Here is a 20,046-nt window from a genome sequence, read left to right as displayed (position 1 = left end):
AGCGACCTTGAATGGCCTTTCTTGCCCTCGGTATCAACCATAAGACTGCCTCGGTAGACGTACGCGAGCGCGTGGCGTTTACCCCCGAGCAGCTGGTCGAAGCCTTGCAGCAGCTCTGCCGACTGACCGCCAGCCGCGAAGCCGCGATCCTTTCGACCTGCAACCGCAGTGAACTGTACATCGAGCAGGACCATCTGGCGGCGGACAGCGTGCTGCGCTGGCTGGCCGACTATCACCAGTTGAGCATCGACGAGCTGCGTGCCAGTGCCTATATCCATGAGGATCATGACGCCGTCCGGCACATGATGCGGGTCGCCTCCGGGCTCGATTCGCTGGTGCTCGGCGAGCCGCAGATCCTCGGCCAGATGAAGTCCGCCTATGCCGTGGCGCGCGAGGCCGGGACCATCGGCCCGTTGCTCGGACGCCTGTTCCAGGCCACCTTCAGCGCCGCCAAGCAGGTGCGCACCGATACCGCCATCGGCGAGAACCCGGTGTCGGTGGCCTTCGCCGCGGTGAGCCTGGCCAAACAGATCTTCAGTGATCTGGGGCGCAGCCAGGCGCTGCTGATCGGCGCCGGCGAGACCATCACCCTGGTCGCCCGCCACCTGCATGAGCAGGGCGTGCGCCGCATCGTCGTGGCCAACCGCACCCTGGAGCGCGCCAGCACCCTGGCCGAACAGTTCGGCGCCCACGCGGTGCTGCTGGCGGACATCCCGCAGGAGCTGGTCAACAGCGACATCGTCATCAGTTCCACTGCCAGCCAGTTGCCGATCCTCGGCAAGGGCGCAGTGGAAAGCGCGCTGAAGCTGCGCCGGCACAAACCGATCTTCATGGTCGACATCGCCGTGCCGCGGGACATCGAGCCGCAAGTCGGCGAACTGGACGACGTCTACCTGTATACCGTCGATGACCTGCACGATGTCGTCGCGGAAAACCTCAAGAGCCGCCAGGGTGCCGCCCAGGCCGCGGAGGAACTGGTCACCGTCGGCGCCGAGGATTTCATGTCGCGCCTGCGCGAGCTGGCCGCGGTGGATGTACTCAAGGCCTACCGCCAGCAGAGCGAACGCGTGCGCGACGAAGAACTGCAGAAGGCCCAGCGCCTGCTGGCCAACGGCGCCAGCGCCGAGGACGTGCTGGTGCAACTGGCCCGGGGCCTGACCAACAAGCTGCTGCATGCACCCAGCGTGCAATTGAAAAAGCTCTCCGCCGAAGGCCGCGTCGATGCGCTGGCCATGGCCCAGGAACTCTTCGCCCTCAACGAGGGCCCGACGGATAAAACCCCGCAATGAAAGCGTCACTGCTGAACAAACTGGACATACTCCAGGACCGCTTCGAGGAACTGACCGCCCTGCTCGGCGATGCCGAAGTCATTTCCGACCAGACCCGTTTCCGCGCCTATTCCCGCGAATACGCCGAAGTCGAACCGGTGGCTGCCGGCTATATGCAGTGGCGCAAGCTGCAGGACGATCTGGAGGGGGCCCAGGCCCTGCTCAAGGACAGCGATCCCGATCTGCGCGAGATGGCCGTGGAAGAAGTGCGCGAAGCCAAGGAGCAGTTGCAGGAGCTGGAAAAGCAGCTGCAACGCATGCTCTTGCCCAAGGACCCCAACGACGGGCGCAACGTGTTCCTGGAAATCCGCGCCGGTACCGGCGGTGACGAGGCGGCGATCTTCTCCGGCGACCTGTTCCGCATGTACTCGCGCTACGCCGAGCGGCGCGGCTGGCGCCTGGAAATCCTCTCGGAAAACGAGGGCGAGCACGGCGGCTACAAGGAGATCATCGCCCGGGTCGAGGGCGACAGCGTCTACGGCAAGCTCAAGTTCGAGTCCGGCGCGCACCGCGTGCAGCGCGTTCCCGAGACCGAGTCCCAGGGCCGCATCCACACCTCCGCGTGCACCGTGGCGGTGCTGCCGGAGCCGGACGAACAGGTCGCCATCGAGATCAATCCGGCCGACCTGCGCGTCGATACCTACCGGGCTTCCGGCGCCGGCGGTCAGCACGTGAACAAGACCGATTCGGCGATCCGCATCACCCACTTGCCCACCGGCATCGTGGTGGAGTGCCAGGAAGAGCGCTCGCAGCACAAGAACCGTGCGCGAGCGATGTCCTGGCTGTCGGCCAAGCTCAACGACATGCAGACCAGCGCCGCGCAGAGCGCCATGGCCTCGGAACGCAAGCTGCAGGTGGGCTCGGGCGACCGTTCCGAGCGCATCCGTACCTACAACTATCCACAGGGCCGGGTCACCGACCACCGCATCAACCTGACCCTGTACTCGCTGGACGACGTGCTGGCGGGTGGCGTGGACGCCGTGATCGAACCGCTGCTGGCGGAATACCAGGCCGACCAACTGGCCGCTTTGGGTGACTAAATGACCATCATCGCCAGCCTGCTCCGCGGCGCGGAGCTTCCCGACTCGCCCACCGCGCGTCTGGACATCGAACTGCTCCTGGCCGCCGCCATCGGCAAGACCCGCAGCTACCTGCACACCTGGCCGGAGCGCATCGTCTCCAGCGAGGCGGCGCAGACCTTCGCCGACTATCTGCAACGCCGCCGCGCCGGCGAGCCGGTGGCCTACATCCTCGGGCAGCAGGGTTTCTGGAACCTGGACCTGGAGGTCGCTCCGCACACCCTGATCCCGCGTCCGGAAACCGAGTTGCTGGTGGAAACCGCCATGCGCCTGCAGCCGGGCGACCCGGCCCGGGTCCTCGATCTCGGCACTGGCACCGGTGCCATCGCCCTGGCCCTGGCCAGCGAGCGCCGACAGTGGCAGGTGACCGCGGTGGATCGCGTCGAGGAGGCCGTGGCCCTGGCCGAGCGCAACCGCCAGCGCCTGCAACTGGACAACGTCAGCGTGCTCGCCAGCCACTGGTTCAGTGCCTTGGCTGGGCAGCGCTTCGAACTGATCATCAGCAACCCGCCCTATATCGCCGCCGCGGACCCGCACCTGGTCGCGGGCGACGTGCGTTTCGAGCCGAGCAGCGCCCTGGTCGCCGGGCAGGACGGTCTGGACGACCTGCGCCTGATCATCGCCGAGGCCCCGGCGCATCTGGTCGCGGGCGGCTGGCTGCTGCTGGAGCATGGCTTCGACCAGGCTGCCGCGGTGCGTGAACTGCTGGCCCGACACGGCTTCGAGCAGATCGAAAGCCACCTCGACCTGAACGCTCACGAGCGCATTACCCTGGGGCGCCTGCCGTGCTGAGCGACGAAGAACTGCTGCGGTACAGCCGGCAGATTCTGCTGGCGCAGATCGATATCGACGGCCAGTTGCGCCTGAAGAGCGCCAGCGCCCTGATCGTCGGCCTTGGCGGCCTCGGCTCGCCGGTGGCTCTCTACCTGGCGGCGGCGGGGGTTGGCAGCCTGCACCTGGCGGACTTCGACACGGTCGACCTGACCAACCTGCAACGGCAGATCATTCATGACGTCGCCGCGGTCGGCCAGTCCAAGGTGGATTCGGCGCTGGTGCGCTTGCGTGGGCTGAACCCGGACATCGAGCTGGTCGCCCACCGCCAGGCGCTGGACGAGGATTCCCTCGCCGCCGCGGTGGCCGCTGTCGATCTGGTGCTGGACTGCTCGGACAATTTCGCCACCCGCGAGGCGGTCAATGCCGCCTGCGTCAAGGCTGGCAAGCCCTTGGTCAGTGGCGCGGCGATTCGCCTGGAAGGGCAGTTGTCGGTGTTCGACCCGCGCCGCCCGGAGAGCCCGTGCTACCACTGCCTGTATGGTCACGGCAGCGACGCCGAACTGACCTGCAGCGAGGCCGGCGTGGTCGGCCCGCTGGTGGGCCTGGTCGGCAGCCTGCAGGCGCTGGAAGCGCTGAAGCTGCTGGCCGGCTTCGGCGAGCCGCTGGTGGGGCGCCTGCTTCTGGTGGATGCGCTGGGTACGCGCTTCCGCGAGCTGCGGGTCAAGCGCGATCCGGCCTGCGCCGTGTGCGGGAGCACTCATGGCTGACGCCGCGGCGGCGCCGGTAGGCGTGTTCGATTCCGGCGTCGGCGGTCTGTCGGTGCTGGCCGAGATCGCCCGCCTGCTGCCTGACGAGTCGCTGCTCTACGTGGCGGACTGCGGCAACATTCCCTATGGCGAGAAGTCTCCCGAGTTCATTCGCCAGCGCTGCCGCAGCGTGGCCGAGTTTTTCCAGGAACAGGGCGTCAAGGCCGTGGTCCTGGCCTGCAATACCGCCACCGTGGCCGCCGCCGCCGACCTGCGCGAGCGCTTTGCGCAGTGGCCCCTGGTGGGGATGGAACCGGCGGTGAAACCGGCTGCCGCGGCGACCCGCAGCGGGGTAGTGGGGGTCCTCGCCACCACCGGTACCCTGCAGAGCGCCAAGTTCGCCGCGCTGCTCGATCGCTTCGCCAGCGATGTACGGGTGGTGACCCAGCCATGTCCCGGCCTGGTGGAACTGATCGAGGCCGGCGACCTGAACAGCCCGGTCCTGCAACGGTTGCTACAGGGCTATGTCGAGCCCCTGCTCGCCGCGGGTTGCGACACCATCATCCTTGGCTGCACCCACTATCCCTTCCTGCGCCCGCTGCTGAGTCGAATGGTCCCGGCCTCCGTGGCGATCATCGACACCGGCGCCGCGGTAGCCCGTCAGCTGCAGCGCCTGCTCGCCGAGCGCAACCTGCTGGCCAGCGGGCCGGCACGGCCGACGCAATTCTGGACCAGCGCTGACCCCGATCATTTGAGAAACATCCTGCCTTTGCTGTGGAAGAAATCCGACGCTGTGCAAAGCTTCACTCGGTAAGTCGACAAGATTTTTACAAAGTGTCGAAATGCCACTGAACTCCTTTGTAAGCGCTGATTTCTACTAAGTTGTCTGATGAGACAAAAACCAACGAACAGGATTTCCTATAAAGGATGTTTCTCATGAAGAAACTTTGCTTGGCTGTGGTTGCAGCCGCAACCTTGGGGTACGTATTCACTGCGCAGGCCGCTGACGTCACGTTCGCCGTGGGACAGACCAGCGACTCCACCATGACCTATCGCCTCGGCCTTGAATCCGCCTGGGACGTCAGTTGGTGGCAGACCAGCGTCGGTCGCCTGACCGGCTACTGGGACGCCGGCTACACCTATTGGGACGGCGACAAAACGTCGAGCAACCACAGCCTGTCGTTCGCGCCGGTGTTCGTCTACGAGTTCGCCGGCGACTCGGTCAAGCCGTACATCGAGGCCGGTATCGGGGTCGCGGCCTTCGCCAACACCGAGCTGGAAGACAACGATCTGGGGTCCTCGTTCCAGTTCGAAGACCGCATCGGCTTCGGCCTGCGTTTCGCCGGCGGACACGAAGTCGGCATTCGCGCCATCCACTATTCCAATGCCGGACTCAGCCAGCCCAATGACGGGCTCGAGAGCTATGCCCTGCATTACCGCATGTCGCTCTGAGGCATGAACGAAAACCCCGCCGGATGGCGGGGTTTTCTTTTGCGCGGTCGTCCGCGGTCAGCGCCGCAATGGCCACAGGCTGCTCATCGACAACGCTTCCAGGACCATCTCCGGCATGCGCAGCGGCAAGCGATCGATGATCGCCAGGGCGGCGCTCTCGGCCGTCCATTGCTGGGGCAGGGCAATGCTCTGGGTGATCGGCTTCTTCAGGGTCTGCGGCGCGACCAGGGTCAGATCGATTTCCATCGGCGACAGACGAGCGCGAGCCTCGCTGAACCATTGCCCCAGGCTGTTCTGCGCGGTGGGCCATTGACTGCTTTCGTGCTGCTGCAGCGCCGTGAGGCTGCTCAGAATTCCCACGACATGGGCTTGCTGCCCGGCCACCAGCAGCGGCAGGGCACTGTCGAGGCCGTTGCGGCTGGCGGCCAGGTTACTGGCGATCAAGGCTTCGAGCATCGCGGTGCCTTGCGCCTGGTCGTCGAGGTAGTCGCAGGTGCCTGCGTTGAGGATCAGGGTGTCCAGCGCGCCCCAGTGTTCCTGGATGCATTGGGTCATGCGCTCGGCGTGGGCACTGTCGCTGAGGTCGCCGTCGAGGATCAGGCATTGTCCGGCCAGTTGTTCGGGGAGAGGGGCGAGCGGGGCTCGGCCGCTGACCGCCACCTGGTGACCGAGGGTGAGCAGGTGCAAGGCCAATGCATGACCGAGGCCGTCTCCGGCGCCGGTGACCCAGATTCGTTTTGGATGCTCAGTATTCACGGGCTGGCTCTACTTCTTGTGCTTTAGGGAGCTGCCTGAATGCGTCTATCGCTCGCTGGCGACTCATGGCCAGGTCGACGATGGGCTGTGGATAACCCTTTACCGCAAACAGGCCGCCGGGGCTGTGAACATCCTTGTCATCCAAATCTCTCAGTTCCGGTAACCAGTGTCGCAGGAAGCGTCCCTTTTTGTCGAAGCGCTCGGACTGACTCACGGGGTTGAACACCCGGAAATAGGGTACGGAGTCGGTCCCGGTGGAGGCGCTCCACTGCCAGCCACCATTGTTTGCCGCCAGATCTCCATCGATCAGGTGACGCATGAAGAATTCTTCACCCTTGCGCCAGTCGATCAGCAGGTTCTTGCTGAGGAACATCGCCACTACCATGCGCAAGCGATTGTGCATCCAGCCGGTGGCGAGCAACTGGCGCATGGCGGCGTCGACGATCGGCACGCCGGTGCGACCTTGCTGCCAGGCTGCCAGGTCTTCGGGGGCATCGCGCCATTTCACCGCCTCGGTGGCGGGACGGAAGGCCCGATGCCGCGACACCCGTGGGTAGCCGCTCAGCACATGCTTGTAGAACTCGCGCCAGAGCAACTCGTTGATCCAGCTCACCGCGCCGGGATTGCCGCTTTCGAACTCGCCCTGGTTGTTCGCCAGTGCCGCATGCAGGCACTGCCGCACCGAGATCACCCCCGCCGCCAGGTACGGCGACAATTGGCTGGTGCCGTCGATGCTCGGCACATCGCGCTGTTCAGGATAGTTGGCCATGGCATCGGCGACGAACTCTTTCAAGCGTTCACGCGCATGCTCCTCACCGGCCGGCCAGCACTCGCGCAGCGCCTCCGGCGGCGCAGGAAAACCCTCGATCGCCGTGGGGATCTCGTCACTGGCGATGCCGGTCGGTTCCTGCTTCTTCGGCAGCCTGTGCAGGGGCGGGAGGCCATGGTGGAGGCGCTGGTAGCAGACCTTGCGGAACTGGGTGAAGACCTTGAAATAGTCGCCGCTGCGGGTCAGCACCGTGCCGGGGCGGAACAGCAGCTGGTCGAGATGGGCGTGCAGGCGGATGTCGTGACGCGCCAGCAGGTCAGCGACCGCACGGTCGCGGTGCTCCTCGTTGATCCCGTATTCCTCGTTCACATGCACGTCCTGCACGCCATGCGCGCGGCAGACCTCGTGGATCACCTGGGGCGCGTTTTTCCAGTGCTCGGCGTGACGAATCAGCAGGGGGATGCCGTAGGGCGCGAGGTCGTTCTTCAGTTGGCGCAGGTTGCGCAGCCAGAAGTCGATCTTGCAGGGGGCGTCGTCATGTTCTTGCCATTGGCCGGGGCTGATCAGCCACAGGGCCAGGGTGGGGCCGCGCTCGCAGGCGGCGGCCAGGGCGGTGTTGTCGTGAATACGCAGATCGCTGCGCAGCCAGATCAATTGCATGCTGGGTTTCCGGGGACAGAGGTGTTCGGGGCAAGTGCGCCAAGTCCTTTCAGGCAGCGCAGTGCGGCCAACGGCGAGTCGAGCAGGTACCACTCGGCATCAGGTCGCGCGGCTTGCCTATGTAGAGTGACCGCGGCGCCGAACAGGAGTTTCGGCACCTCGATCAGGGTGAGACTGCGGTGCAGGCGTTCGCTGTCGGCCGCGCTATTGATGCTGAGCAGCAGGGCGCGGGCGTGCAGCCGCTCGATCGCCAGTGCCAGGTCGCGGCCCTGCAGAGGCAGGTCGAAGACCTCCACCGGATAGCCGGCATCACTGACCAGCCAGGCACACAGCCACAGCGCGGGGTCGACGGGGTACGTGTCGGCGCTGATGAGCAGTACCGGCGCGCCATTGGACTGGCGGTTGTTGTGGTACACCCGCAGCCCCAGCTTGCTGCGCAGCCAGCTATGGAAAAACGCCTGCTCGACGTTGGCGCAGGGATGCACCTGCCAGCGGGTTTCCAGATGGTCGAGCAACGGCAGCAGCAAGTGCTCGCAGAGGGTGAACGCCGGGTACAGCGCCATCGCCTGGTTGAACTGCTGGTCGAGGCGGCGCTCGGCAAGATGGGCGATGCAGTCGGTGAGCATTGCGCGCTGCGCCTGCCAGTCGTCTCCCGGGGTGGGCTGCTGCGCCGCCTGCTCATGTTCCAGCAGCGGCAGGACCTGGCTGACCGCGACGCCACGGTTGAGCCAGGACAGGATCGTCTGGATCCGTTGTACCTGCTCCTGGCTGTACAGTCGGTGCCCTTTGCTGGTGCGTTGTGGCACCACCAGGCCGTAGCGCCGTTCCCAGGCGCGCAGGGTCACCGGATTGACCCCGGTCAGCCGGGCGATTTCGCGGATCGGCAGCAGAGGCTCAGATGGCATTGCGCAGGCTCAGGTTTTCCGGGTGGGGTTGCAGGTAGACCTGGCCCAGCAGGTAGGGATCGGGGTGGTGACGCAAATGGTGTTTGAGCAGGGTCAGCGGCACGACAAGAGGCACCACGCCGGCCATGTACTGGTCGATCAGGTGGCGGATTTCCTGTTTGTCCTGCGGACCGAGGACAGGCCGCAGGTAGCCGCTCAGGTGCATCAGCACATTGCCGTGGGTGCCGCGGCTGGCGCAGCGCCGCAGGGCGGCCATCAACTGGCTGAAGTAGCGGGCGCCGAGCGCTTCGGCGTCGTCCTGGCGGGTCATGCTGCCGAGCAACTTGCCGAGGACCCGGTACTGCTCGGGGTTATGCGCCATCAACTGGTACTTGTAGCGTGAATGAAAGGCGATCAGCGCATGCCGGCTCAGGCCTTCGGCGCGCAGACGCTGCCAGTCGGCATGGGCCAGCACCCGGGTGACGAAGTTTTCCCGCAGCACCGGGTCGCACAGGCGTCCTTCTTCCTCCACCGGCAGGTCCGGACGCAGCTCGCAGAAGCGCGCGGCATACAGCCCGCTGGCGCGCTGCCGGGCCGGATAGCCGTTGGCCTGGTAGACCTTGATGCGCTCCAGCCCGCAGGACGGCGACTTCTGCATGAAGATGTAGCCGCAGATATCGTCCAGGTGCGCGGCGGTGTGTTCCGCGTAGTCACGCAGGGCGTCGGACACGTCCAGGGAGGGATCGCGACTGCCGGTCGCGCGGGGATGCTCGGGATCGCCGCTCAGGTGAATCGCCGCCCGTGGCGTGCCCAGGCCGATCGCCACTTCCGGACAGACCGGCACCAGTTCGAAATGCTCCGCCAGGACCTCGGTGCACAGGCGCGACTGCTTGTGACCGCCATTGAAGCGGACTTCCTCACCTGCCAGGCAGGCGCTGATGGCGATTTTGGGCTTGGTGTCGGGCATGATGAAACGACCTTTCTTGTACAAAGATAAAAACATGTACAACGTCACTCAGCATAGGCCGGGCGTTGTACAAGTCAATATCCTTGTAGAGGTCGTGTGGCCCGCGGGCTTTACTCCAGGTGTTCGATCAACCGGCGTGCGGCTTCCTGGCCGCTCAGCCAGGCGCCTTCGACCCGGCCCGACAGGCACCAGTCGCCACAGGCGTAGAGGCCCTGGTCGGCATCGGCGAGGACGCCCCATTCATGATTGCCGGCGGGGCGTGCGTACAGCCAGCGATGGGCCAGGCTGAAGCTCGGCGCCGGCACGGCGCAGCCGACCAGTTCGGCGAAGTCGCCGAGCAGTTGTTCGATCACGGTTTCCTTCTGCAGGTCGATGTGCTGCTTGCTCCAGGCCGACGTGGCGTGCAGGACCCAGGTGTCGAGGTGTTCTTCGCGCCCCGGTTTGCTGCGGTTGCGCGCCAGCCAGTCGAGGGCGCAGTCCTGGACGAAGCAGCCCTGCATGGGGGTGTCGAGCGGGGTGTCGAAGCCGAGGGCGACGGCCCAGGTCGGCTCCATCTGCACGCCGGCGGCGGCGGCGGCGAGTTTCGGCGTGGCGGCCAGCAGCGGTGTGGCCTGGGGCGCCGGCACGGCGACGATGACCCGGCTGAACGGGCCGTGGCTGCAGCCTTCGGTGTCCTGCAGATGCCAGTACTGCTTGCCGCGGAACACCTCGGTGATGCGGCAGCTGAAGTTCACCGTGACGTCCTTGAGCAGGCCGCGGGTGATGGCGCTCATGCGCGGTACGCCGACCCAGCGCACCTGTTCATCCGGCGAGGGCGTCAGTTGGCCGTCGCGGTAGTTGTACAACTGCGGTTTCCACTCCGCGACCCAGCCTTTCTCCTGCCATTGCTGAATCTGCTCGACGAAGCGTCGGTCGCGGGCAGTGAAGTACTGCGCGCCGAGATCGAGTGCACCGACCTCGCTGCGCTTGCTGGCCATGCGGCCGCCGCTGCCGTGCCCCTTGTCGAACAGGTGGACGGTCAACCCTTCTTTCTGCAATGCCTGTGCTGCGGAGAGTCCGGCGATGCCGGCACCGATGATCGCGATAGGTACAGTCATGATGGCCTCTTCGAACCTGTGTGAGGTACAGACAGCCGCGGCTGTCGACAAACCTGTACAACTCTGATGTTTTGTATAAGATTGATCGGCTCGTTACGACAGGTTGGCCTAATGTTTATCCCAGAGCGAACGGTCAAAAAAGTGCCTTGCTCTTAAAAATAGACCAGCCCACGCACTAGAGAGGACACGGCCATGAATATATTGCTGACCGGCGGTACCGGCCTGATTGGACAGCAACTGTGTCGTCTGTGGCTCGATCAGGGGCACCACCTGACGGTGTGGAGCCGGCACCCCGAGCAGGTTGGAAAACGCTGCGGCGCCGGCGTTCGCGGGATCGCCGAATTGCACGAATATGGCGACGCGCCGCTGGATGCGCTGGTCAATCTCGCGGGTGCGCCGATCGCCGATCGTCCCTGGAGTGCGTCACGCCGGGCCCTGCTCTGGGGCAGCCGGATCACCCTGACCGAACACCTGCTGTCCTGGCTGGAGCAGCGCGAGCAACGCCCGGCGGTGCTGGTTTCCGGTTCCGCGGTGGGCTGGTACGGCGACGGCGGCGAGCGTGAGCTGACCGAGGCCTCGCGACCGGTGAAGGAGGATTTCGCCAGCCAGTTGTGCATCGCCTGGGAAGAAACCGCGCTGCGTGCCGAAGCCCTGGGCATTCGCGTGGTGCTGGTGCGTACCGGCCTGGTCCTGTCGGCGCAGGGCGGCTTTTTGTCGCGCCTGCGCCTGCCGTTCAAACTCGGGCTGGGCGGGCCTCTGGGTGATGGTCGGCAGTGGATGCCGTGGATTCATATCGACGACGAAATCGCCCTGATCGATTTTCTCTTGCAGCGCGATGACGCCAGCGGTCCTTATAATGCCTGCGCTCCGGAGCCGGTGCGCAATCGCGAGTTCGCCCGGCGTCTGGGTCGTGCTCTGCATCGCCCGGCATTCCTGCCGCTGCCGGCACCGCTGCTCAAGGTCGGCCTGGGCGAGCTGTCGACGCTGCTGCTCGGTGGCCAGCGCGCCCGCCCGGTAAGGGCGCTGGCGGCGGGGTTCACCTTCCGTTTCAACGATGTGCAATCGGCGCTGGACGACTTGTCCCCGCGCCTCTGAAAAGGATGTTGCATGACCGATCATGCTCTGCTGCTGGTCAACCTGGGGTCGCCGGCGTCCACGTCCGTGGCCGACGTGCGCCGTTACCTCAATCAGTTCCTGATGGATCCCTGTGTCATCGATCTGCCCTGGCCGGTGCGGCGCCTGCTGGTGTCGCTGATCCTGATCAAGCGCCCGGAGCAGTCCGCCCATGCCTACGCCTCGATCTGGTGGCCGGAGGGTTCGCCGCTGGTGGTGCTGACCCGGCGCTTGCAGGAGGCCATGCGGCCGCACTGGCCCCATGGTCCGGTGGAGATCGCCATGCGCTATGGCGAGCCGGCCCTGCCCTCGGTACTGCAGCGCCTGGCTGCCCAGGGTGTGCGCAAGGTAACCCTGGCGCCGCTTTATCCACAGTTCGCCGACAGCACCGTGACCACGGTGGTGGAGCTGGCCAGGGCGACCATCGCCGAGCACAAGCTGGCGCTGGAGATGAAGGTATTGCGTCCTTTCTATGACCAGCCGGAATACGTCGACGCCCTGGTCGCCAGCGCCAGGCCTTATCTGGAGCAGGATTTCGACCATCTGCTGCTGAGTTTCCACGGCCTGCCGGAGCGCCACCTGAAGAAGCTCGATCCCACCGGTACGCACAACTTCCAGGACGCCGACTGCTGTCGCGATGCCTCGGCGGACATGCTCGCGGTCTGCTATCGCGGCCAGTGCCTGCGCACCGCCCAGGCCTTCGCGAAACAGATGGGCCTGCCCGATGGCAAATGGTCGGTGTCGTTCCAGTCGCGCCTGGGCAAGGCCAAGTGGATCGAACCGTACACCGAGGCGCGCCTGGACGAACTGGCCAGGGCCGGGGCGAAGAAGCTGCTGGTGATGTGCCCGGCATTCGTCGCCGACTGCATCGAGACCCTTGAGGAAATCGGCGACCGCGGTCGTGAGCAGTTCATCGAGGCGGGCGGCGAGGAGCTGACCCTGGTGCCGTGCCTGAACGACCACCCGCAGTGGGTCGAGGCCCTGACCACGCTCTGCGAGCGGGCCTGAAACAACGAAGGGGCTGCAGATGCAGCCCCTTCGTCATTCAAGCGAGGATGATTCCGCTCACGGCAGATGATCGTCCATCACTTTGTTCTTCCAGCCATCGTTGCCCGGCAGCAGCAAGTTCAGGGCAATCGCCACCACCGCGCACAGGGCGATGCCTTTCAGGCCCCAGTCATCCGGGCCGTCGCCGCTGCCCACCAGCACGCCACCGATGCCGAACACCAGGGTCACCGAGACGATCACCAGGTTGCGCGCTTCGCCGAGGTCGATCTTGTGGCGGATCATGGTGTTCATGCCCACCGCGGCGATGGAGCCGAACAGCAGGCAGAGAATGCCGCCCATCACCGGTACCGGAATGCTCTGCAGCAGCGCGCCGAACTTGCCGATGAAGGCCAGGGTGATGGCGAAGACCGCCGCCCAGGTCATGATCTTCGGGTTGTAGTTCTTGGTCAGCATCACCGCGCCGGTGACTTCGGCGTAGGTGGTGTTGGGCGGGCCGCCGAACAGGCCGGCGGTGGTGGTGGCGATGCCGTCGCCGAGCAGGGTGCGGTGCAGGCCAGGGGTCTTCAGGTAGTCGCGACCGGTCACGCTGCCCACCGCGATCACCCCGCCGATATGCTCGATCGCCGGGGCCAGGGCCACCGGAACGATGAACAGGATGGCCTGCCAGTTGAATGCCGGGGCGGTGAACTTCGGCAGTTCCAGCCAGGGCGCGGCGGCGATCTTGGCCACGTCGACCACGCCGAAGGCGAACGACAGGGCGAAGCCCACCAGCACGCCGGCGATGATCGGCACCAGGCGGAAGATGCCCTTGCCGAACACGGCGACGATCAGGGTGGTCAGCAGCGCCGGCATGGAGATCATCATCGCCGTGCTGTACGGCAGCAGGACCGTGCCGTCACCGGCCTTGCCCATCGCCATGTTGGCGGCGATCGGCGCCATGGCCAGGCCGATGGAAATGATCACCGGGCCGATCACCACCGGCGGCAGCAGGCGGTCGATGAACCCGGTGCCCTTGATCTTCACCGCCAGGCCCAGGAACGTGTAGACGAAGCCCGCGGCCATCACGCCGCCCATGGTCTCGGCCAGGCCGAACTGGCCCTTGGCGAGGATGATCGGGGTGATGAAGGCGAAGCTGGAGGCCAGGAACACCGGAACCTGACGGCCGGTGACGACCTGGAACAGCAGGGTGCCGAGGCCCGCGGTGAACAGCGCGACGTTGGGATCCAGCCCGGTGATCAGCGGCATCAGCACCAGCGCGCCGAAGGCCACGAAGAGCATCTGCGCGCCGGAAAGCACCTGGCGCCACAGCGGGTCGTTGAACTCGTCCCGCATGCTCAGGTGTCCTTCTGCTTGGTGCCGAAGATCTTGTCGCCGGCATCGCCCAGGCCGGGGATGATGTAGCCGTGTTCGTTCAGGCGCTCGTCGATCGAGGCGGTGTACAGCTTGACGTCCGGGTGGGCCTTCTCGACCACGGCGATGCCTTCCGGCGCGGCGACCAGGACCATGGCGCGGATGTCCTTGCAGCCGGCGCGCTTGAGCAGGTCGATGGTGGCGACCATGGAGCCGCCGGTGGCCAGCATCGGGTCGATGATCAGGGCCAGGCGCTGGTCGATCTCCGGCGCGAGCTTTTCCAGGTAGGTGTGCGCTTCGAGGGTTTCCTCGTTGCGCGCGACGCCGACGGCGCTGACCTTGGCGCCCGGAATCAGGCTGAGGACGCCGTCGAGCATGCCGATACCGGCGCGCAGGATCGGCACCACGGTGATCTTCTTGCCGGCGATCTTCTCGACCTGGACTTTGCCGCACCAGCCATCGATCTCGTAGTTCTCCAGCGGCAGATCCTGGGTGGCTTCATAGGTCAGGAGCGCGCCGACTTCCTGGGCGAGTTCGCGAAAGTTCTTGGTGCTGATATCGGCGCGGCGCATGAGGCCGAGCTTGTGGCGGATCAGCGGATGGCGGATCTCACGGATGGGCATGGGGAGGGCTCCGGAATGCGGGCAAAAAAACCGCGCTAGATTAATCTATTCGGCCACGCGTGTCCTATAGGCACACTGGACGTTAGTCCAGAAATGCTTGATCTGGTGCGTGTGGATGCGTACCTTTGCCCGCTTTTCCAAATCCTGACCACTTGGAGAGCAACATGTCCGCTGATCTCGAGCACATCCGTCAAGTCATGCGAGAAGCCGACTGCCTGCACAGCGAAGCCGACGTCGAGGCGGCGATCGTCCGTGTCGGCGCGCAGATCAGCGAAAGGCTCGCCGAGAGCAACCCGGTGGTCTTCTGTGTGATGAACGGCGGCCTGATCTTCGCCGGCAAGCTGCTGACCCAGCTGCAGTTCCCGCTGGAAGCCTCCTACCTGCACGCGACCCGCTACCGCAACCAGACCAGCGGCGGCGACCTGTTCTGGAAGGCCAAGCCGGAAGTCTCGTTCATCGATCGCGACGTGCTGATCATCGACGACATCCTCGACGAGGGGCACACGCTCAGCGCCATCGTCGACTTCTGCCGTCACGCCGGCGCCCGTGCCGTGTATACCGCCGTGCTGGTCGACAAGGACCACGAGCGCAAGGCCAGCGCCGGGCTGAAGGCCGATTTCACCGGCCTGAGCTGCGTCGACCGCTATGTCTTCGGCTACGGGATGGATTACAAAGGCTACTGGCGCAACGCCAATGGTATCTACGCCGTCAAAGGACTCTGAAGCATGAGCAAGTCGTCTTACCTGGATCAGTCGCTGTTCACCGAGATGGCGCAGAAGGCCGCGCAGAGCCCGCGCGGGCGCCAGCACCACAATTTCCACGAGATGGACGATCCCTGCCATCGCATGGCCGTTGGCCTGCAGCCGGAAACCTACATCCCGCCACACCGCCATCAGGCCCTGGACAAGGCGGAAACCCTGATCGTGCTCAAGGGCACGCTGGGCCTGCTGATCTTCGACGAGGCCGGCCAGGTCATCGACAAGCGGGTGATGCAGGCCGGCGGCGATTGCCTGGGCGTCGATCTGCCGCCCGGCACCTTCCATGGCCTGGTGGTGCTGGAGCGTGACAGCGTGATGTTCGAATGCAAGGCCGGGCCCTACCGTCCGGTGGGTGAGGGCGACATGGCGAGCTGGGCGCCGAAGGAAGGCGAACCGGAAGTGGCCGCCTACCAGGCCTGGATGCGCGCGCAGTTCGATTGATCGTTCCCGGGGCCCTGGCGCGACGCTTTGGGCCCTTGCCGCATGCTAGAGTGCCAGGCCGCCCACAAGGAGCCTGTCATGCGTGCGATTCTCCCGCTTCTCCTGTTCATCAGCCTCCCCGTGGCTGCCGCGCCGATGCACAGCCAGTTCCTGCCGCCGGATGAACAGGCGGTGCGCCAGGAGAGCCCCGAAGCCCAGCAGTTGCTGCAGGTCACCAGTTATTCGGTGGTGGTCGGCAACCAGCGTCAGTCCAATCAGCAGCCGTTGCCGATCACCTCGTCCCAGGTCATGCGCCTGAAGGGCAAGCCGTTGAGCCAGGGCGCGACCATCAGCCAGGTGCTGATCAGCTTCGACGGCGAGGGCAAGAGCCTGCGCAAGCCGGTCTACGACAGCGAAAGCCGCACCCTGACCCTGAATTATCCGCCGGCGCAGTACCAGGTGATCCTCGACCTGCTGCGCAACGACACCGTCTATGTGCAGTTCCTCAGTTACCCCAACGGACATATCTGGGCCGATGTGCACACCGGAACCCTTCGCGCGCGTTGAGTGGCGGGCCCACCGGGGGGTACACTGCCGGCCCGTGGAAAATGTCCTTGATGGTTCAGTTGGAGTCGGTAATGCGTAAAGACAAGAAGCAGGTGATTGGCGACGAAATCAGCGACGACTACGTCAAATCGTTCCTTATTTTCGAGCCGGCCGATGGCCTGACCTCGCCGTCGCACCACAAGCTGATCAAGGGCTACCGCGGTCTGCGCATCGACGACTTCGAGCGCTTCGTCGGCTTCTTCGTCGAGGCCGGCTACGACCTGGACGGCAAGGACGAGCATGGCAAGACGTTCGCCGAGGTGATCGCCGACCAGCGCAATGCGCCGGATTACATCGAGATCATCGAGAAGGCGCGCGGTTGATCTGATGGCCTCATCGCTGCGGTTCGGCGCCCCGACTTGCCAGCGATTGAATACACTACAGATCCCACAGCCATGAAAAAACGCCCAGAAGGGCGTTTTTTCATGGGAGCAGATCAGGCGTAGCTTGGCGCCGGGCTGTTCTCGACCAGGCCCAGGGCCTCGTCGTTGAACGCCGCGACCTTGTGGTACAGGTCGGCGTCGGCGGCCAGGACTTTTTCCCGCGCGGGGAAGATTTCCTTGAGCTTGGCAGCCCACTCGCCCTTGGTCTTGTCGGCGAAGCAGCGCTCGATCAGTTCCAGCATGATCGACACGGTGACCGAAGCACCTGGCGAGGCGCCCAGCAGGGCGGCCAGCGAACCGTCCTGCGCGGCCACCAGTTCGGTACCGAACTGCAGGATGCCGCCTTTCTTCGGATCCTTCTTGATGATCTGCACGCGCTGGCCAGCCACTTCCAGGCGCCAGTCCTCGGCTTTCGCCTCGGGGTAGAAGCGCCGCAGGGAGTCCAGGCGCTGCTCCATCGACTGCATCACTTCGCTGACCAGGTACTTGGTCAGGTCCATGTTGTCGCGGGCCACGGCCAGCATCGGGCCGATGTTGCCCATGCGCACCGACAGCGGCAGGTCGAGGAACGAACCGTGCTTGAGGAACTTGGTGGTGAAACCGGCATACGGTCCGAACAGCAGGGACTTCTTGCCGTCGACGACGCGGGTGTCGAGGTGCGGCACCGACATCGGCGGCGCACCCACCGCGGCCTGGCTGTAGACCTTGGCCTGGTGCTGCTTGACGATTTCCGGGTTGTCGCAGCGCAGCCACTGGCCGCTTACCGGGAAGCCGCCGAAGCCCTTGCTTTCCGGAATGCCCGACTGTTGCAGCAGCGGCAGGGCCGCGCCACCGGCGCCGAGGAAGACGAAGCGGGCGTCGACGTCGCGGCTGCCGCCGCTGTTGACGTCCTTGATGCTGACGGTCCAGCCGCTGCCGTTACGGCGCAGGCCGGTGACCCTCTTGGAGTACTTGACCTGCGCGTCGGCGCTGTTGCCCAGATGCTTGAGCAGCTTGTTGGTCAGTGCGCCGAAGTTGACGTCGGTGCCCTTGATCACGCGAGTCGCGGCAATCTTCTGGTCAGCCGGGCGGCCCGGCATCATCAGCGGCATCCATTCCTTCATCACCGATTGGTCTTCGGTGTATTCCATTTCGGCGAAGGCGTGATGCTGCTTGAGCAGCTCGTAGCGCTTCTTGAGGAAGGCAATGCCTTTCTCACCCTCGACATAGCTCAGGTGCGGCACGGGGTTGATGAACGCCCGTGGCGAACTGAACGCGCCTTTCTTGCTCAGGTAGGCCCAGAACTGCCGGGATACCTCGAACTGGGTGTTGATGTGCACCGCTTTCTTGATGTCGATGCTGCCATCGGCAGCCTGAGGCGTGTAGTTCAGTTCACACAGCCCGGCATGGCCGGTACCGGCGTTGTTCCACGGATTGGAACTTTCCGCGGCACCCGAATCCATCAACTCGACGACTTCCAGCTTGATCGCCGGATCGAGTTCCTTGAGCAGCACGGCCAGGGTGGCACTCATGATGCCCGCCCCTACCAGTACCACATCGACTGTTTCGTTCTGCGCCATTTAACGCATCTCCAAAATCTTCAGCACCTAATTGACAGCATAGGATCCCGGTCACGCGGGATCGCCATATCCGCTACTTCACAGTTTTTCCAACGTTCACGGACACCGCCAACCGGGCTCTCGACGTTGCATATGAACGCATTCGAGGGCCGGCGCGGCAATTCGACTTATGGTCGAGGCGCCCGTCGTGCGCTGTGCACCGGCTTCAGTCATCCACCGCGGATGAAGACTGATACCGGCTGATCGGGGCTGTTCGGGACACTGATGATGCTTTTGCACATACCAGACTGTTCATGCTCGCCACACTCTCGTGAAGTTGTGAAAACCCGTTTTTTCACGCTCTTTTGGAGACGTGAACCTCAAAAAGGAGCCGTGCAGGGCAGGCTCGGCAGGTTCAGGCAGAGCGTGGGGCCGAAAAAAAGCGGGCACACCGGCTTCGCAAGACCTGTGTGAACGGCTCTCTGTGGGCGTTTTGGGGGATGCCGATGCATGACATTGGCGGTGCTGCGGGGCCCGATCAGGAGACGTCCTTATAATCGGGGGCAGATTATAACGATGTCGCGGGCAGAAATGGCCTTTATTAACGACTTTTCTTGCTGACCGGTCAGGCGGCGAGGGCGCGTTGCAGCAGATTGCCGCGATGCTGTCGCACCACCCGGGCGCTGGCGGGCAGTGGGCGGTTCAGCCAGTGCAGGCCGGACTCGCTGACTTCGACCCAGCCGGCCCCGGCGGGCAACTGCTCGCAGCACTTGAAGGCCTGGCACAGACCCTGGCTGTCGAGGCGGGCGAAGTGGCGGCGTGGCTGGCGCTTGAAGAGGGACCAGAGGCTGGACATGGCGAGATACCTGTTGGGAGCTGGCGCAAGGATACGGGGCGGATGATGAAACCCGTATGACAGCCGGGAATCCGCCAGGTGAAAGTGCGGTCCCATGCATGGCGAGGCCGATGACTGGCGCATGGGGCGCTGGGTATACTGGCAGCCTTTGCCGCTATTCCAGGAGAGATGAGCATGTTGCAACGTTTGTTGTTCGGTTTGATCGCTGTGACCAGCCTGACCCTGGCGGGTTGCGCCCATAGTCCGCAACAACTCAGCCCGCAACCGAAACTCACCGCCCAGCTCGCGCCCGTTGGCCATGGCCAGCCGGTCGTGGTGCGGGTGGTCGACGGCCGTGGCACCCAGACCCTCGGCACCCGCGGTGGTCTGTACCCGGAAACCAGTGCCATCACCGTCACTGGCAACGATGTCCTGCCCAAGCTGCAGGCCCAGGCCGAAGCCGCGGTGCGCCTGCTCGGCTTCACTCCGACGCCGAACGCCTACAACGCGCCGCAGTTGACCGTGACCCTGGCCGAGCTGAAGTACCAGTCGCCCAAGGAAGGCATGTACGTGACCGAAGCCACCATCGGTGCCACCTTCAAGGCTGACGTGAACAACGCCAACCGTCGCTACAGCGGCCGTTACGGTGCGTCCCTGGACCAGCGTTTCGGCATGGCGCCGAACCAGGAAACCAACACCAAGCTGGTCAGCGACGTGCTCAGCGATGCCCTGACCCGGCTGTTCAAGGATCCGACCATCGGTCAGGTCCTGGGCGAATAAGCCTTACCGTAGAAAGACAAAACCCGCGTCCTGTCGCCAGGACGCGGGTTTTTTGATTTTCGGACGATGTACAAAACCCTTGTGGGAGCGAGCTTGCTCGCGAAGGACCGCGTAAGCGGT

General features: G+C 64.8%; 22 protein-coding genes. 13 read left to right on the top strand and 9 right to left on the bottom strand.

Annotation, left to right across the window (positions count from 1 at the left end; translation table 11 throughout):
• Positions 1–11: 11 nt before the first annotated feature.
• The 6 genes from hemA (at position 12) to CHB99_RS24060 (ending at position 5,379) form a co-directional block, all read left to right on the top strand.
• Positions 12–1,289, top strand: a complete 1,278-nt coding sequence (gene hemA / locus CHB99_RS24085) for a glutamyl-tRNA reductase (protein ID WP_042127139.1) — start codon at positions 12–14, stop codon at positions 1,287–1,289.
• Positions 1,286–2,368 carry a peptide chain release factor 1 gene (prfA, locus tag CHB99_RS24080; protein ID WP_042127137.1) on the top strand — a complete coding sequence of 361 codons (1,083 nt, stop codon included), beginning with the start codon at positions 1,286–1,288 and terminating at the stop codon, positions 2,366–2,368. The genes hemA and prfA overlap by 4 nt, the downstream gene beginning before the upstream one ends.
• Positions 2,369–3,199 (top strand): peptide chain release factor N(5)-glutamine methyltransferase, encoded by an 831-nt coding sequence (gene prmC, locus CHB99_RS24075; protein ID WP_042127135.1) that lies wholly within the window; start codon positions 2,369–2,371, stop codon positions 3,197–3,199. It abuts the gene before it with no gap.
• Complete coding sequence (locus CHB99_RS24070; protein WP_042127132.1) at positions 3,193–3,948, top strand: molybdopterin-synthase adenylyltransferase MoeB; 756 nt, start codon at positions 3,193–3,195, stop codon at positions 3,946–3,948. The genes prmC and CHB99_RS24070 overlap by 7 nt, the downstream gene beginning before the upstream one ends.
• Positions 3,941–4,741: a glutamate racemase gene (murI, locus tag CHB99_RS24065; protein ID WP_042127131.1), complete on the top strand. Its 801-nt coding sequence runs from the start codon at positions 3,941–3,943 to the stop codon at positions 4,739–4,741. The genes CHB99_RS24070 and murI overlap by 8 nt, the downstream gene beginning before the upstream one ends.
• Before the next feature lie 113 nt (positions 4,742–4,854).
• On the top strand, positions 4,855–5,379 hold the full coding sequence (locus CHB99_RS24060; RefSeq protein ID WP_042127129.1) for an acyloxyacyl hydrolase: 525 nt from the start codon (positions 4,855–4,857) through the stop codon (positions 5,377–5,379).
• A gap of 57 nt (positions 5,380–5,436) precedes the next feature.
• On the opposite strand, the gene CHB99_RS24055 is transcribed toward CHB99_RS24060, so the two are convergent.
• The 5 genes from CHB99_RS24055 to CHB99_RS24035 all read right to left on the bottom strand — a co-directional run bounded on the left by CHB99_RS24055 (position 5,437) and on the right by CHB99_RS24035 (position 10,512).
• Entirely contained in the window at positions 5,437–6,135 is a 699-nt protein-coding gene (locus CHB99_RS24055) for an SDR family NAD(P)-dependent oxidoreductase (protein ID WP_084702837.1), read from the bottom strand.
• On the bottom strand, positions 6,125–7,564 hold the full coding sequence (gene phrB / locus CHB99_RS24050) for a deoxyribodipyrimidine photo-lyase (RefSeq protein WP_042127127.1): 1,440 nt from the start codon (positions 7,562–7,564) through the stop codon (positions 6,125–6,127). Before phrB ends, CHB99_RS24055 begins: the two co-directional genes overlap by 11 nt.
• Entirely contained in the window at positions 7,555–8,469 is a 915-nt protein-coding gene (locus tag CHB99_RS24045; RefSeq protein ID WP_042127125.1) for a MerR family transcriptional regulator, read from the bottom strand. Before CHB99_RS24045 ends, phrB begins: the two co-directional genes overlap by 10 nt.
• Positions 8,459–9,415 (bottom strand): YbgA family protein, encoded by a 957-nt coding sequence (locus CHB99_RS24040; protein ID WP_042127170.1) that lies wholly within the window; start codon positions 9,413–9,415, stop codon positions 8,459–8,461. The genes CHB99_RS24045 and CHB99_RS24040 overlap by 11 nt, the downstream gene beginning before the upstream one ends.
• 110 nt (positions 9,416–9,525) lie before the next feature.
• On the bottom strand, positions 9,526–10,512 hold the full coding sequence (locus CHB99_RS24035) for an NAD(P)/FAD-dependent oxidoreductase (RefSeq protein ID WP_042127123.1): 987 nt from the start codon (positions 10,510–10,512) through the stop codon (positions 9,526–9,528).
• A 192-nt stretch (positions 10,513–10,704) separates the two neighbouring features.
• On the opposite strand from CHB99_RS24035, the gene CHB99_RS24030 reads away from it, so the two are divergent.
• Together CHB99_RS24030 and hemH are read left to right on the top strand one after the other, a co-directional pair.
• Positions 10,705–11,607, top strand: coding sequence for a TIGR01777 family oxidoreductase (locus CHB99_RS24030; protein ID WP_042127121.1), 903 nt, complete (start codon positions 10,705–10,707; stop codon positions 11,605–11,607).
• Positions 11,608–11,619: 12 nt separating this feature from the next.
• Positions 11,620–12,633: a ferrochelatase gene (gene hemH / locus CHB99_RS24025; protein ID WP_042127119.1), complete on the top strand. Its 1,014-nt coding sequence runs from the start codon at positions 11,620–11,622 to the stop codon at positions 12,631–12,633.
• 57 nt (positions 12,634–12,690) lie between these two features.
• Here hemH and CHB99_RS24020 read toward each other — a convergent pair whose 3' ends face one another.
• Together CHB99_RS24020 and upp are read right to left on the bottom strand one after the other, a co-directional pair.
• Positions 12,691–13,965 carry a uracil-xanthine permease family protein gene (locus CHB99_RS24020; RefSeq protein ID WP_042127116.1) on the bottom strand — a complete coding sequence of 425 codons (1,275 nt, stop codon included), beginning with the start codon at positions 13,963–13,965 and terminating at the stop codon, positions 12,691–12,693.
• A gap of 2 nt (positions 13,966–13,967) precedes the next feature.
• A complete protein-coding gene (upp, locus tag CHB99_RS24015; protein ID WP_042127114.1) occupies positions 13,968–14,606 on the bottom strand; it encodes a uracil phosphoribosyltransferase in 639 nt (212 codons plus the stop codon).
• A gap of 164 nt (positions 14,607–14,770) precedes the next feature.
• Between upp and CHB99_RS24010 the strand changes: the two genes are divergently transcribed.
• The 4 genes from CHB99_RS24010 (at position 14,771) to CHB99_RS23995 (ending at position 16,713) form a co-directional block, all read left to right on the top strand.
• Complete coding sequence (locus CHB99_RS24010) at positions 14,771–15,328, top strand: hypoxanthine-guanine phosphoribosyltransferase (RefSeq protein ID WP_042127112.1); 558 nt, start codon at positions 14,771–14,773, stop codon at positions 15,326–15,328.
• A 3-nt stretch (positions 15,329–15,331) separates the two neighbouring features.
• Entirely contained in the window at positions 15,332–15,805 is a 474-nt protein-coding gene (locus tag CHB99_RS24005; protein ID WP_042127110.1) for a WbuC family cupin fold metalloprotein, read from the top strand.
• Between the two features lie 78 nt (positions 15,806–15,883).
• Entirely contained in the window at positions 15,884–16,351 is a 468-nt protein-coding gene (locus CHB99_RS24000) for a hypothetical protein (protein WP_042127108.1), read from the top strand.
• Positions 16,352–16,422: 71 nt separating this feature from the next.
• A complete protein-coding gene (locus CHB99_RS23995) occupies positions 16,423–16,713 on the top strand; it encodes a PA4642 family protein (RefSeq protein WP_042127106.1) in 291 nt (96 codons plus the stop codon).
• A gap of 113 nt (positions 16,714–16,826) precedes the next feature.
• Here CHB99_RS23995 and mqo read toward each other — a convergent pair whose 3' ends face one another.
• Both mqo and CHB99_RS23985 read right to left on the bottom strand, forming a co-directional pair.
• The gene (gene mqo / locus CHB99_RS23990; RefSeq protein WP_042127104.1) at positions 16,827–18,332 is read right to left on the bottom strand and encodes a malate dehydrogenase (quinone); all 1,506 of its coding nucleotides are present in this window, start codon (positions 18,330–18,332) and stop codon (positions 16,827–16,829) included.
• 604 nt (positions 18,333–18,936) lie between these two features.
• Positions 18,937–19,167 carry a hypothetical protein gene (locus tag CHB99_RS23985; RefSeq protein WP_042127102.1) on the bottom strand — a complete coding sequence of 77 codons (231 nt, stop codon included), beginning with the start codon at positions 19,165–19,167 and terminating at the stop codon, positions 18,937–18,939.
• 174 nt (positions 19,168–19,341) lie between these two features.
• Here CHB99_RS23985 and CHB99_RS23980 point away from each other — a divergent pair, with 174 nt between their 5' ends.
• Positions 19,342–19,926, top strand: a complete 585-nt coding sequence (locus CHB99_RS23980) for a YajG family lipoprotein (RefSeq protein ID WP_042127100.1) — start codon at positions 19,342–19,344, stop codon at positions 19,924–19,926.
• The last annotated feature ends 120 nt before the right edge of the window (positions 19,927–20,046 follow it).

The organism is Pseudomonas japonica (assembly GCF_900188455.1).
Classification (GTDB): domain Bacteria; phylum Pseudomonadota; class Gammaproteobacteria; order Pseudomonadales; family Pseudomonadaceae; genus Aquipseudomonas; species Aquipseudomonas japonica.
Note: the sequence above shows the minus strand (reverse complement) of the source record. Positions and strands in the feature narration are given on the sequence as shown.